The following is a 13,490-nucleotide window of genomic DNA, read 5'->3' on the forward strand; positions in this document are numbered from 1 at the left end:
CTTGTTCAATGCCCTACAGGAGAGGACAAGCATGGGAACTGACAAAGATTCCAAAAAAGCAGGGCGGCGATATACCTCATTTGAACTTCAGGGCGTTTCCGTACATCTGAAAGAACCCTTCTGGATAACGGTTCTAGGCGTTTTTATGGTTATCCGGGGTGGAATGTTTTTGCTGAATCCTCAACTGGCAACCTTAGAATGCGATCGCCGCCAATCTTTAGGTATGTGTAAACTCGTGGTGTCGAGTTTGCGAGGGGAAACCGTGACTCCCTTTCCACTCGATCGATTGGAGAAAGCAAACGTTCAGAAACATGGAAAATCAACTCAGCTTGTCTTGCAAACATCTGACGGGAAACTCTACTTTCCAATGAATAACGGTTTTAGTTTTACAGAAAACAAAACCTCCCAGATCAATGCATTTGTCCAAGATTCAAAAGCTAAGTCTCTAAAAGTTGAGCAGGATAATCGTTGGTACGTCTATCCGCTCGGAGCTAGTTTGATAATGTTAGGAAGTTTATCTCTCTGGTTTACCTTAAAGGATTTTCTAAATCAGTCTAAACGTCGCTCTAATTTTTAATCCTCTTTGCAAGCGCGAACTGACTTGTCAGCGCCTTCGCTATCGCGTGTTTGGTTGGGTGCGATATAACTACGCCATAGGCGGTTTTCTACAGCTAAGTAACAGTTGAATAAATCGTTATGTCGCTCGCTTGGGAGCCGTCGGTGAAGCAATTTTGCAGAGGCGATCGCTTTTGCAGGGACGATCGAGTTGGGGCAGAAAAAATCAGATTTCCCCCTACCTTCGACAGACGATTGTTTCTGTTTTCCCCCGATTGGTAAATCGAACCTGTGAAACCGAAGTAACGATATGGAAGTTAAAGTTAGCGACACCTGCACCTTTGTCTCCGATTACTTCTAAAGTCAATTCCCCCTGATGACCGGAACTCCCTGGATCGGAAATAATATAGTTTCTGCCTTGGGTCGGTGCCACAACTTTCACGCTGCCTACTCGTTCTAGAATGGGCTGACAAGTTTTGATTGAGTTCACCACTTCCTTGTAATCCCCAAATTGTATGTACGCCCATTCCTGCCGAACTTCAGCAGGAGCTTTGACACTGGGGAAACTGCCGTTGTGAAGCCAGATTAAGGTTAAGGCGATCGCGCACGGAATTAAGGCTCTAAACAATAAAACTCTTAGCGTGGAATTAGATTTACTTCGTTCATATCTACAAGCAATCCGAATTCCTAAAAAAGATAGCAAAAGTGAAATAGGCAAAATAATATATGGAGAATAAAGCAGGTACGGGATTGGGGTTAGGAAATTCAGGAAAAAGGGTAAACTGCCAACCAGCAAACCGATGATGCAACCCAACACCAAAAACGATGGCTCAATTGCCGATTTTCGGGTTGAAATCTGTTGAAACGCCAGAGCCGTCGTATAGACACCCAGAAGATATAGCCCAAGAGCGATAGTTGCCCCTAACCTAAACCAGCCAGGAATGGTCATTGCACGATAGTTGAAAAAATAAGAGTTCAGAGACGTGAAGATCCCGAGCCATGCATAGGAAAGCCCCACCAACACAGCCAGTAGCGAAACTATATTTTTTCTCACCAGACGATCGCTCCCAAACGCACATAGCTCCTCTGAATACATCTGTATCTTGATGTTTTACAGAATTTAACGCTCTATATACTTCTGATTGGATCGACGTTCCAATTAATAACGGTTTTATCCTTTTCTAGAGTTAACAGGCTGATAAAACCCAGCGATTAAATCAGTCTGAATCTTCCCAAAGATTCAGGCAGGAAACCGTTAAAAATCCTAGCGTGAAGGTATGGCTCTCTCTGATGACTAACGAGCCGGGGACGCTGCGCGATCGCTATGAGGCAATACAAAAGCTTTCCTGCTTATTGGACACGGCGACAACTACTCCGGCTTGGGGTAGCAGGCACGATCTTACCGTTCGCGATCTCTCAACTCTCTAGTTGTTTGCAACAGAATTTATTGACAATGGAAAGTTCAAAGCAAGCTGATTCTTCCGCTACAGAAGGACGATTATTATCCCGTCCAACTCGCCCGACAGCAACCGCAACTACTGGATTGCACCCGCTAGGGCTGGACGGACAGCGGGATGGTTTCATCTATGTACCCAAAAGCTATCGGGCAGACCGCCCTGCGCCACTGGTGTTGATGTTGCATGGGGCAGGAGGCGATTCAGAAGGGGCGCTGAATATCGTCCGCCATCTGGCAGATCCCTTCCAGACAATTTTGTTGGCAGTAGACTCGCGCCGACAAACTTGGGACGTTATTCGGAGTGGGTACGGTGCCGATATTACTTTTATCGATCGGGCGCTAGCACAAACCTTCAGCCGTTATGCGATCGCTCAAAATCAGGTAGCGATCGCGGGTTTCTCTGATGGAGCTTCCTACGCCCTTTCTGTGGGCATTACCAATGGCGACTTGTTTAGCCACATCATTGCCTTCTCACCGGGATTCATGGCTCCTGCCGGACAGGAAGGGAAGCCGCAGGTATTCATTTCTCACGGGAAGGGGGACACGGTGTTACCGATTGAGCGATGCAGTCGCCGGATTGTGCCGCAGTTACAACGGGCAAGCTATGACGTGCAGTACCACGAGTTCAATGGTCCCCATACGGTTCCAGGCGCGATCGCTCAAGCTTCAATGGAGTGGTTTACCCAAACAGCACCGAAGGAGAATTGAGCATCCCTGCTTCTTGAATCGCGGCAAAGGCAGTTTCCCCTAAAATGCGATGAGTCGCTGTTGTTGGATGAATGCCATCCCAGAACAAAAACTGGTCTGGACTGCCAGAAGTCCCAGCGCCAGCCAAACAGGCATTGAGGACATTAGTAAAGCCAAACGCTGCCGGATTCGCGATCGCTTCTCGATACAGCCGATTGGCATCTAGAGTCGCAATCTGAAGGTCAGAATGCTGCTGAGCTACCTTAAGCGATCGCCTCAAACCTTGATTATGGGCTTGGGTTAATGCACTGAGTCTGGCAGCATTTGCACTGGTTCGGGTAGTCGGCAACTGTCCCAAATCGGGTAAGTTTACCACCAGGAGCTTTTTAGCACCCTTATCAGCCAGAGAAGCGATCGCTTTAGTGAGATTTTCAACAGGAATTGTGGCTAGCTCGACTCCCTGTAAATAATCATTTCCCCCCGCCCATAGCACATACAGTGCCTCTGAATTCAGCGGTTGATGTGTTTGGATAAACGATTGCACCTGAGCTAGCAAACCAGGGACAAAACTGTTGCGATCGTTTCCTGAAGTTGCTCCTCCGTAAGCAAAATTTTTGGTTTGATTCGAGTCGAGATGCAGGCAAAGGGCAAGATACTCAACCCAAACCCGACCATTTGAGTAACGCCCCTGAAAGTAAGGTGGGTTGGGTGGATACATTCCTCCTGTCGCTCGGAACACCGTCCCCGCATCCGAGAGACTGTCGCCAAACACATAGAGTTCTGTAATCGGATGAGTGTTCTGAATAGATGTTGTGAGTACAGCCATGACAAAAATCAGGTCTCAAGTCCTGCTGATAAAATTCCGTTCTTTCTTGGTTCTTTCTTGAAAGATCCGAAGAGTGCTATTTTTACCTGATTAAAACCAACTTCAACAATTATTGGTGGTTCTAATTTTCAGTAAAGATGTTGGCGATTTGTCGCTTCTCTAGGCTAACAAGCTGACTTCAGCAGCGGAGGACGCAACCGAATACTTTCTAGTGTGGATTTTGCCAATAGCCTAAAATGCGATTGCTGCTCAACGCCAGGGAATTAGCCCAGCTTGTATACCAAAAAACAATCGTCAATCCTCTAGGAGTTAGATGTAATTTCCGAGAGGAAGCGAAACAATTGAAGCAGCCTAATCCCGAAGATAGGTCTGTTTCCGCTTCCGTTTATTTTCTGGGAGTCAAATTCTTCTCCCCATCGTCAATAACGAACCGCACTCAAGAATTCGTTTTCGTTGCGAGTGATGTACGCGCTGAGGTTGTTACAAAGGTATTGCCATGACTTCAAACCAAACTACATCCCAGGCGAGTAGCCAAGAAAATTCTTCCATCCATCAGCGCGATCGCCGCCCTCTGATTGTGGCTGGTATTGTGTTAGGAATGAGTCAGGCTGGATTTTTTGATGGGATTGTCATTCATCAATTATTACAATGGCATCATATGTTTTCCAGTGTTAAAACTGATGCTACCGTTGCCGGTTTGGAACTAAATACTCTTGGCGATGGGTTGTTTCATCTGTTTGATTGGCTATTAACATTAATTGGGCTTTTTCTGTTTTGGCGAGCCGCAAAACAAAGTCATTCTTTGTCAGCACCAACCTTTATTGGTTCACTATTACTAGGATTTGGAGCGTTCAATCTTATTGAAGGAGTTATCGATCATCAGATTTTAGGTATTCATCATGTCAGACCGGGTTCGCATACGTTAGCTTATGATATTGGCTTTTTAGTGATTAGTTCCTTAATCGCTAGTGCTGGTTGGATAGTATTGCAATCAGCAAAATCTAATAAAAATGAAGCTGAAACGTAGAAGTTTGAGCGAGTCAGTATTGAGAACAGTCATTATTGCTACTAGGCAGACCTTATATATGAAGCAGTCCTACTGATTCGTGAACGTCAGAACCCCGACTTCTTAGAGAAGTCGGGGTTCTGAATACATAGAGTATAACTATTGACAAAGATTCAACAATTCAACAGTTAATACCCGGTATTTAAATCAGCTCTCCAGTAACCTCTAACTGAGTATGTGTAATCCTTTATGTTGTAAACTCTGCTCGATCTGTTGCATTTCTTCGGTCGTTTCTCCAGCAACAATTCCGTAAATTTCGGTGTAGATTTTCCCGTATTTAACCTTCTCCAAAGCTGACAATATCGTAAAATCTTTACGCTCCAATTCTGGTTTCAACGTGGCAAGAATGGACTCTAATGTCCCATCCATCCGATAATCGCTAGAATACTTAGCGACTTCTTTTCCCAGTCCCAGCAAAGTATGACGCTGTAAGCAGAGTGGAGTCGATCCATTCACTCGAAAATTGGCATCGATTGCATAGAGTTGTCCGTCTTTATCTTCCAATACATCAAAGCCAATCACGCCGAAATACCCTTGTTGATGAGCATACTTACCAACCGCAGCAATCATCTCAAAGAACTTGCTCATGTCGGTTTCTCGGTAGTGAATGAGTCCTCCTAAATAATTGCCTTCTGGAGTGACAAGTTGGGTTGTAGTGCCAATCAGCGTAATCTCTCCTGTCTTGCTGACATAGAACTGCACGCAGTAGTTCTGCACTTCATTCTTGACAAATTCCGAAACAATAATCGTATCCACGAACTTAATCTCTAGGTATTTCCTTAATTCATGCAAGCAGTAGTTTAACTCGCTGGCGCTTTTGATAATATAAGTACCTTCGCCTGAGAGTCCGTGGGAGGTTTTGATCAAGTATGGGAATTGTGGTAGCTGAATGTCTTCCAGGCTAATTTGGTGCAGATTGTAGGTTTTATATTTTGGACATTGTATCCCCAGATCGGCTAGCGCTACTTTGCTAAGCAAGCGGTAGTGAGTATCCGGATGAACAGCGTGTTTTTCTGGTTTGAGATGATCGAAGGGAAATAGAGTGATGAGTTTGTCAAAGCGATCGCTTTGAGATTCTTCCGGAGTATCTATCTGGCTGAGTTCATCCAGATAAGTTGAGCAGTCTATCCTCTCTATGTTTTTGTAGCTGAAACCAAAATGTTCCCGCCAATAGTTAATCAGCGCGTCTTCTGGCGAACTGATGATAACTCCTGGAAGGAGATCGCCTAACACCGCTAGATTTTTCCAAGCTTCCTTCTGGCAAATTTTATCGAAGGAAGTTTTGGTGGCTTCACTACTACCGTCTTGAATATAGTATTTTTTATTGTTAGGGTAAGCAGCCCAAGTCGCAGTCGCCGGGTAATTTAGGATAAATGCATACCGCCCATCTGTGATGTCTTGAGCAAACAGATCGGAAAGAGAATTCCCCTGAAAGTATTGAAAGTCGTATGTTGAGTTCATAAAAAATTACCCCTATGAAGCAAAAGCAGGCTGCACAGCAAACAATCAGTATTCTCTCAATAAACCAATTTTTCTATCATCTTCCTAGGGAGTATTCACTTCAGGAGCAATGGGAAGATAAGCAAAGCTGATAAAATGCCCACACAACTTTTGCTTAGAGAATGAATGAATTGTTATCATTCAGCAATTTGAGCTTTTCTAGCTACTTGCATCACCGCCTCAATCTGAGCTGAACTGAATACGAGATACCCGACTTCTCCAAGAAGCCGGGTATCTGAACTGCTACCATCTCACAAAGGTTGGGGTGGGGTTCCATCCCGTCTTAAATGGGTAGCCAACTCGATTATGCGGCTGGTGAGTGAGGCGTCTGCATCTGTTCTGTATGTGGCTCAAAGGATGCTACTTTTGAGTTGTTTTCTTCTTCTTTCTTGATAAACGCCACTGGTTTGTCCATTTCTGCGGTCATATAAGCTACCGCCATGTCAGACGAGTTGTACGACCACCCAATACGTCCCTGACGGTCTATCAGGATGCAGCCAGCCTCTCCTTCAACCTTAGAGACAAGAGTGTCAATCGCCTTCTGTGCTGCTTCCTCTGGATGGGTGTCTCCAGCCAAAAAATCAATCGCTGTCTTGGCAAGAACCACTGGGATAATTGACTCGCCATCACCCGTCGTTGAGCAACCGCCCAAGTGGTTATCAGCGTATAAGCCGCAACCAACCAGGGCTGTGTCGCCAACGCGACCCTGTGGCTGACCTGTAGTGCCCCCAGTGGAGGTTCCGGCAACTATGGTGCCGCTAGCATCTAGAGCTACACAACCGACAGTGTTAGGACGGTCGATAACTTCCTGCTCCTCTTCCCACTCCTGCTGCTGCTCCTTACTGATCAGGTCTTCTTTTGCACACATCTCCATCTCGTGTTCAGCAGCGAAGCGTTCGCCGCTCCGCGCTACTAGGAACCGGGCTTTTTCATCCATAATCTTGTGTGCCACCGAGATTGGATGACGCACTCCTTGAACTGCTGCTACCGCTCCCCAACCCAATCGATCGCCCTCCATCATCGCCGCGTCTAGCTCTACCTCACCTTCACTGTTGAGAGTCGCACCAAATCCGGCGTTAAATGTCTGGTCGGCTTCGAGAACCCGGATGGCTGCTTCTACGGCTTCTCCAGCACTGCCCCCACTGCGAAGCACTGTCCAACCTGCTTCTACAGCTGCCAAGCAGCCTGCATGGTTCGCTTCAACCTTGCCCTCTGTAATGGTTTTTGCTCCACCATGAACGATTATGCTTATTGTCATACGTGCCTATTTCTAAATTCTGGTTAGATGTATGTAAATGCGATCGCGCAAACGGCTTTGTGAAACAATCGCACTCATCCCTGCGTTAGCCTAAGTAAGCCTAAGCACCTAGCAGCGTAAAGAAAGACTGCTTAGGGAGCTTGCTCAGCTAAAGCCGGGTTTGGCTATTGACCCGATTGCGATCGCTGTGTCTAGTGGTTGGAATTCCCTACAGGTAATATTCCCCGTCGTTTGTTCCCTGTTTTACATTTAAGGGCAGCCTTTAACTTACAGCTTCATCCCTATAGAATGTCTTACTTGCACTTAAGGCTGAATTCTGTATGAACTAAATTTGTAACTTTAAATACAAAAACTCTTAAAATTGCTGGTTGTTGCATCGGTGTTGCTCCCCGTTCATCCGTTTATCGCTGGGAATGAAATAGCGCTGGTTTGCATGGGGTAGTACATCTTTCAGATTTCAGGGTGAAAACTCTCTGGTTGGAAACACTCTCCTCTATCAAGCCTTCCCTGTAACGCCACGCTTCAAAGATTTCGTTCCTGCCATCATCAAGAGTTTTTGAGTCAATTTTATAAACTTTTAAGAAATTTTTATATCCATTCTCTTTTCTTTTAAATGACCTTAGCTTTAAGCCGAGTAAATTCAAAACCTTGCTAAGCACTTTTATGCAACTTAGGCGCTCTTTTTCGGTTTCCATCGGAATGCTGATTCCGATAGCACGTTTAATGTGTTTGCTACACCGGAGTGCAGTCGCTTTGAGTTCAACTAAGTCTAAATCAGTTTCTTTAAATTCACGCTCCGGATGGATAAATTGCAGCACTCCTAATGCTCTAAGTGCCTCTATTTTCAAAGTGTAAGTATTCAAATCTGGCAGGAAAACTTTACCCTCGCCTCTTTCCAACTGCTGATGCCATTCTTGTTGATCTTGTAGTTGAAAATACTCGCTTTCGTGAGTCAAATAGTAGTGAACCAACAACTGTGAATAATATCCCCGATCGTCCCGTAACTTTAATTGAGGAGTCACTTCTACCCCATAGCGCTGTTTCAAGATGTATTTCTGCACTTGATTTCGCTCCTCATCTGTCAAAGAACGCTTGGTTAACAGACGCTCATATTCTCTGGGTTCAATGTCTGGAGAATTCGCAACTGCACTCGCTGCTTGTAATTCAATTTGATTCCGAATTTTGACAATTTGATGCTTGATAAATTTAGTCTTTTTGCGGCGCACTTCAAATTCTTGTTGAATTTTAACAATTTCTCGAACCAGCTTCTTAGAAGTTTCCCAATCGCGAGGAGCTGCTGCTAAAAGCGCCATCCGTAGCTCTCTGAGACGCTCGTGAGGGGGAGCATCGCTCATGACATTTACCTGATGTCCTTCAGCGATTAATCCTTCTAACATCGATTGACGGTACAGAGTAATCGAAGCATTTACTCTGGCTGCAAATTTTGCCCAACTTCTGAGGTGAATTAAGTCATAAACTAAAGGCAAATCAACATCAACTGGATGAAGCGGACTCATCAAAGCTAGGTTTTCTTTCTGATTTTCTTGGTACCAGTGAGACAGTACCCGATAATTCTTACTACCACTGCCAATCATGCCAATGCCTCGTTTGGCACACCAAACAATTCGCGGCACGCTCTGACGAACTCTGGCTAATGCTTGTCGTGCTTCCGAGTCTGGGATTACGCCTTGAAAAATTCCATAAACCCGGTCGAAATGTTCCACGTCAATGCTGACTCCCGTACCTAGGCTAGGAGTCACAAAAACCGCGTCATAGTCTAAGGCTTTTTGATTGATAGCTTCAACAAAATTGACCGCCTCATGACCGGGAGTGCTGGTTGTTTGGGAACTAACTACTAAGGTCTTGGGGTATTGTCGAAGGAACTGTTCTAGACGTTGTTTGATGTAGCGATCGATGGTTTCTGAACTGTAACGACCGGAACGACTATCGGTTGTGACATAACACTTTCGTCCGGCTATCAGATCGAGTTCCAACTGTTGAATTAGCAGAGTAGGGTTTGGGGTGTTGTGGAAGGTGACATCCCAGCCATCAGGCTTCCACTCATTTAATACAACCCACGGCTCAATTTTAATTCCTGCTAGTCCTTTCAGGTAGTCTAGGGAAAGGTCTGATAAGTCAGCATCTTGAGCGATAACCAAACCGCCAGTTTGCAGCACAGTGGAGATTAGCTGCTGGAAGACTCTTAATATCTTGATTCGCTTGTCTTTACAAGTGTCACTGTTGAGGAGATGCCATAAGGATTGCTCAACTTCATCCAGAATCACGATCGCGCCTTGCCAATGTTCTGGGTTCAGCTTCCAAATGGAATCAATACAGAGTCCTAAAGATGGGGCAATGGGTAATAAGTTATGCAAATTTTTATCCCGCTTTTCGAGTGTGCGGTGATTAATCCAGTTCACTCCAATTTTTTCGCACAAGAACTGCCCTAGTTGGATTCTATGGGTGAGCAGCAGAACGCGATCGCCTCTATTTTTCGCTTCTTGGATTAGCGATACCAATGCGGTAGTTTTCCCGGTTCCTTTAGCAGACTTGATTCCGACTAATCCAGAGGTGGGAAAAGGCAATTTTTCCAGGTAGCGCCGGTTGAGGGTGAGTGCGGGGGAATAGGTTAACTCGGTGTGGGGTTTGCTTTTGGCCAGGTCAGTTTCTAAGTTGAGGCTGGCTTCATAGACTGTCTGGAAGGCGGCAGCGCCTTGGGCGACTATAAAATCATCAACGCCTTTTTGTAATCCGGGAAGCCGGATAATTTTGACCGGGCACTTTTGTTCCTCTAACAGTTCGCCCAGTTGAGTTTGCGCTTGATTGACTGCTTTGATGGTCTTGGGTTGAGTTTCGTAGTCAAAGCAGATAAAAAAAGTGCGTTTGAGTCGCGTGAATGCCAGAAGGTCGGGAATTAATTGTCGGCTAAGAACATTGCCTTGAAAGTCTTTGGTGACGCGGTAGCCGCTAGTAATGCCCGGTAAAGCGATCGCAGCATATCCTTGGGTTAACAAAGCCGCTGCTTTTTTGGCTCCCTCGCAAAGGATCGTCGGGATTTTCATCTCTAGCACCCACTGCCAAAATCCCAGCGCTTCTCCGTTTTGAGCGATCGCAATCTTCTCTGGCATAGGGACACCGTAGCGCGATGCCGTCTGCTGCCAGATATGAAGCGGCACTCTCAGACAAAAAATCCGTGTCGGCGTGCAGGGCGGATGCTCGTACTTGATGAGTTTACCCTTTTTATCTGGTCTGGGATGGTTCGGCTTATAACACCCCCACTCCATCAACCGCCAATCGTTAAGGGGATCGAGTCCCGAACACCACCAGCCTCCTTTTGCCCCATGAGCATAACGATGTAGCCACCAACTGCTCACCATCCCAGTATTCGTCCGGGGAATGCGATTGGAGATCAACAAATACTCATAAAAGGCGTCTCCTTCCAATGAGATGAAGTTGAGCAAAGCCAGATCGCGGTCAATACCGCTGTCTAAGGCTAATTCCTGAAAGTGTTTGGGGTTTAGGCTGGGTGGATGCATTTGGAGGAGTATAAAACTCTTGAGACATCAACGGATCTAAAACCGTACCACGAACCAGCCGATTAAACAGCTAAAGCGTGGATGTCTAATTCACAGACCCAACTCCTGAAACCCTTGTAAAATCGTAGTTTTTTCCGGTGCCGTTCCCCAACAGAGCGCACCAGCGCAATAAATTTTGGAACCTCACCCCCAACCCCTCGACTTCCACGGAGAGGGGAGAATATTCAACCCCTCCTCGTGAACGGGGAGGGGCTGGGGTGGGGTTCATTAAAATATAGCCGTTCTCACTTGAGTCCTTGAGTGCAAGCCACACACTCGGAACCTCACCCCCTACCCCTCGACCTTCACCCAGCGGGGAATATTGAAGCCCTCCCCGTAAACGAGGAGGGGCTGGGGTGGGGTTCAACCTTACTGCATCCAAATGAGAATTGCCGCCATGAATACCGACTATTCCTTTAGGCAATACACAATAATCGGGTGGGGTTGCCCCTTTACCTGCTGGGGAGGCAATTCTTGAGTCGAAATCGTCGAGGGTAATTGCTTATGAGTCGCCGCACTCAGCAGCAACGGTGTTCCAAGTTCTTTGGTCAAAGATTCGATCCGCGAGGCGACGTTCACCGGATCTCCGATCGCAGTGTACTCTAAGCGCTGGGGTGAGCCGATACTGCCTAACACCACAGATCCCGTATGAATGCCAATTCCCATTGCTAAAGGAGCTTGTCCCTGTTTTTCTAAGTCGCTATTAATCGATTGCAGACTGGCGAGCATTTTTTGAGCCGCTGCAACAGCCTTGGTAGCATGATTGTGGGGATCATCTCCGACGCCAAACAGCGCCATAAATCCATCCCCTAAGAATTTGTTTACCATTCCCCCATGTTCCTGCTCAACAATTTTTACCATTTCAGTTAGGAACAAGTTCAGCATCGCCACGACTTGCTGGGGAGAGGAAACCGCACTTCGGGCTGTAAAGTTGCGGATATCGGCAAACATAATTGTTAATTCCTGCTCGACTCCGCCTAAGCTGGGATCGCGCTGGAGAATCTGTTGGGCAGCGGTTTGACCGACATGACGACCAAAGGTTTCTTGCAAGCGTTGTTTGTCTCGCAACTCCTCAATCATGTCGTTAAAATCATCAATTAAAGGGCCAAATTCATCGGCTCGCAGCAATTTAATGTGGATATTAAGGTTCCCAGATGCTACCATCCGAGCCGCCTGTTGTAGCTCCTCTACGGGTTCAACGACTAATTGACCGACCATCAAAGCACTGCTAAACCCGAAGACCATACCCAACACCCCGACGGCGATGGTAAACCAGGGATCGGGCGTTGCGGATGAACTAGCGGTCAAGCTTAAAAGTAATAGCGAAGCAATCGGACATACCCCAGCAGATATTGCCCACACGAGTCCTCGTTGCCGAAGCGAGAGGGGGAAAGCCCCCGGTGTTTCCGCCGGGTGAGCTTCTTGAAACAGCAACGGGTACAACAGTCGCTGGGTAAACAGCTCAACGATAAAAAAACCTTGAGGAACCGCAATCAGCGCTGCAACGATCACCGAAATCGACAGGTGCAAGAATACGCGCCGGTCGAGCGTTCCCGGAGCATAATGCAGGGGGAGTAGAAATGCGGGAATGCACAACAGCCAACCGATTCCAGCTATAAGCATTCCCCACCACGGCAGATTAATCGCTCGTTGTCTGGCTTTAATCAGATGCTCGGCTCTCAAGGTTTGCTGGTGTAGGATCTGCTGTAAAGGGTGCTGTAGCGACAGCACAATCTGCACCCACAGGAACAGCGCGACTGGGTAGACGACAACGTTGTAAACCAACAGAGTATTGACAAAGACTCTATTCTGCGCGGGAGTCAGCAGCGATTGAATCTGGGTCAGGTTGTACCAGATATTAAATGCACTGCCAATCAACTCGGCAGCGAGTGGCGCACAGGCAATCATCCCTAGACGATAAAGAATGAGCCAGTTTAATTGACTCCTATCAACCAATCCATAACGGGATGCCATGTCCGCCTCCTTGATGGGGAAAGCCAATCGTTGTTGGCATGGTTTTACAGCGATCGCTTCCCGGCTTCTGGTTTTACCGATTCCTACGGCAGTGTGTCTTACTCATCATTGTGCGAAAAAGATAAGTATTTCAGTGATTTCTTACCACTATGCTTTACAAATTGAGCTGTTTCCGGGGCATTTTCAGATGAACTGACAAACTCAGCCAATTTTTTAGTCGGGGAGGAATTATTACCCAATGCCTCGCCGCTACGAGATGCCAAGATGAATCCAGATGCATTGCCATGTCCCAATGGCAATGCCGTGTCCCTACGCTCATTGGGATGAATCGCAATTTCACAAAAAAGCCTTCTTTATAGAAGGCAGAATCTCACTGATGAGTAAGCAGTTCTTGAGTGGTAGATAGATTTATATATAGCGATTGTTTAAGGCGGGATTCCAGTCGCTTTTTTGAGCGAACCTTATTTGAGGTAGCTTAAATGCGTGACATTCACTTGCGCGATCGCTTAGTAAAAAAAATGCCCTCTCATCTCTTCCGCTGAAAGGGCATCGTCTAACTGATGGGTGTGAGAAGGGTTTTCACCATGCTTCTT

11 protein-coding genes are annotated in these 13,490 nt (G+C 46.4%); 5 read left to right on the forward strand and 6 right to left on the reverse strand.

Translation table 11 applies throughout. From position 1 onward, the window contains the following. Window positions 1-31 precede the first annotated feature (31 nt). Entirely contained in the window at window positions 32-577 is a 546-nt protein-coding gene (locus NDI34_RS00335; protein WP_348231514.1) for a hypothetical protein, read from the forward strand. A gap of 216 nt (window positions 578-793) precedes the next feature. Here the strand turns inward: NDI34_RS00335 and NDI34_RS00340 are convergent, their stop codons facing one another. Continuing rightward, window positions 794-1,504 carry a hypothetical protein gene (locus NDI34_RS00340; RefSeq protein WP_348231515.1) on the reverse strand — a complete coding sequence of 237 codons (711 nt, stop codon included), beginning with the start codon at window positions 1,502-1,504 and terminating at the stop codon, window positions 794-796. Between the two features lie 341 nt (window positions 1,505-1,845). Between NDI34_RS00340 and NDI34_RS00345 the strand changes: the two genes are divergently transcribed. Then, window positions 1,846-1,983, forward strand: coding sequence for a hypothetical protein (locus NDI34_RS00345; RefSeq protein ID WP_190428724.1), 138 nt, complete (start codon window positions 1,846-1,848; stop codon window positions 1,981-1,983). Between the two features lie 25 nt (window positions 1,984-2,008). Beyond that, a complete protein-coding gene (locus tag NDI34_RS00350) occupies window positions 2,009-2,719 on the forward strand; it encodes an alpha/beta hydrolase-fold protein (RefSeq protein ID WP_348231516.1) in 711 nt (236 codons plus the stop codon). On the opposite strand, the gene NDI34_RS00355 is transcribed toward NDI34_RS00350, so the two are convergent. Beyond that, window positions 2,691-3,524, reverse strand: a complete 834-nt coding sequence (locus tag NDI34_RS00355) for an SGNH/GDSL hydrolase family protein (protein ID WP_348231517.1) — start codon at window positions 3,522-3,524, stop codon at window positions 2,691-2,693. The two genes, NDI34_RS00350 and NDI34_RS00355, sit on opposite strands and share 29 nt — an antisense overlap. Before the next feature lie 496 nt (window positions 3,525-4,020). Between NDI34_RS00355 and NDI34_RS00360 the strand changes: the two genes are divergently transcribed. Further along, the gene (locus NDI34_RS00360) at window positions 4,021-4,551 is read left to right on the forward strand and encodes a DUF2243 domain-containing protein (protein WP_348231518.1); all 531 of its coding nucleotides are present in this window, start codon (window positions 4,021-4,023) and stop codon (window positions 4,549-4,551) included. Between the two features lie 204 nt (window positions 4,552-4,755). Here NDI34_RS00360 and NDI34_RS00365 read toward each other — a convergent pair whose 3' ends face one another. The 4 genes from NDI34_RS00365 to NDI34_RS00380 all read right to left on the reverse strand — a co-directional run bounded on the left by NDI34_RS00365 (window position 4,756) and on the right by NDI34_RS00380 (window position 12,897). After that, a complete protein-coding gene (locus NDI34_RS00365; RefSeq protein ID WP_348231519.1) occupies window positions 4,756-6,051 on the reverse strand; it encodes a carbamoylphosphate synthase large subunit in 1,296 nt (431 codons plus the stop codon). Between the two features lie 343 nt (window positions 6,052-6,394). Further along, entirely contained in the window at window positions 6,395-7,348 is a 954-nt protein-coding gene (locus tag NDI34_RS00370) for an isoaspartyl peptidase/L-asparaginase family protein (RefSeq protein WP_348231520.1), read from the reverse strand. A 401-nt stretch (window positions 7,349-7,749) separates the two neighbouring features. Beyond that, on the reverse strand, window positions 7,750-10,884 hold the full coding sequence (locus NDI34_RS00375) for a plasmid replication protein, CyRepA1 family (protein ID WP_348231521.1): 3,135 nt from the start codon (window positions 10,882-10,884) through the stop codon (window positions 7,750-7,752). 447 nt (window positions 10,885-11,331) lie between these two features. Beyond that, a complete protein-coding gene (locus NDI34_RS00380; RefSeq protein ID WP_348231523.1) occupies window positions 11,332-12,897 on the reverse strand; it encodes an adenylate/guanylate cyclase domain-containing protein in 1,566 nt (521 codons plus the stop codon). On the opposite strand from NDI34_RS00380, the gene NDI34_RS00385 reads away from it, so the two are divergent. Next, complete coding sequence (locus NDI34_RS00385) at window positions 12,896-13,093, forward strand: hypothetical protein (protein WP_190536724.1); 198 nt, start codon at window positions 12,896-12,898, stop codon at window positions 13,091-13,093. The two genes, NDI34_RS00380 and NDI34_RS00385, sit on opposite strands and share 2 nt — an antisense overlap. Window positions 13,094-13,490: the final 397 nt, after the last annotated feature.

The sequence above is a fragment of the Trichocoleus sp. DQ-U1 genome, from assembly GCF_039961925.1.
Taxonomy (GTDB): domain Bacteria; phylum Cyanobacteriota; class Cyanobacteriia; order Cyanobacteriales; family FACHB-T130; genus FACHB-T130.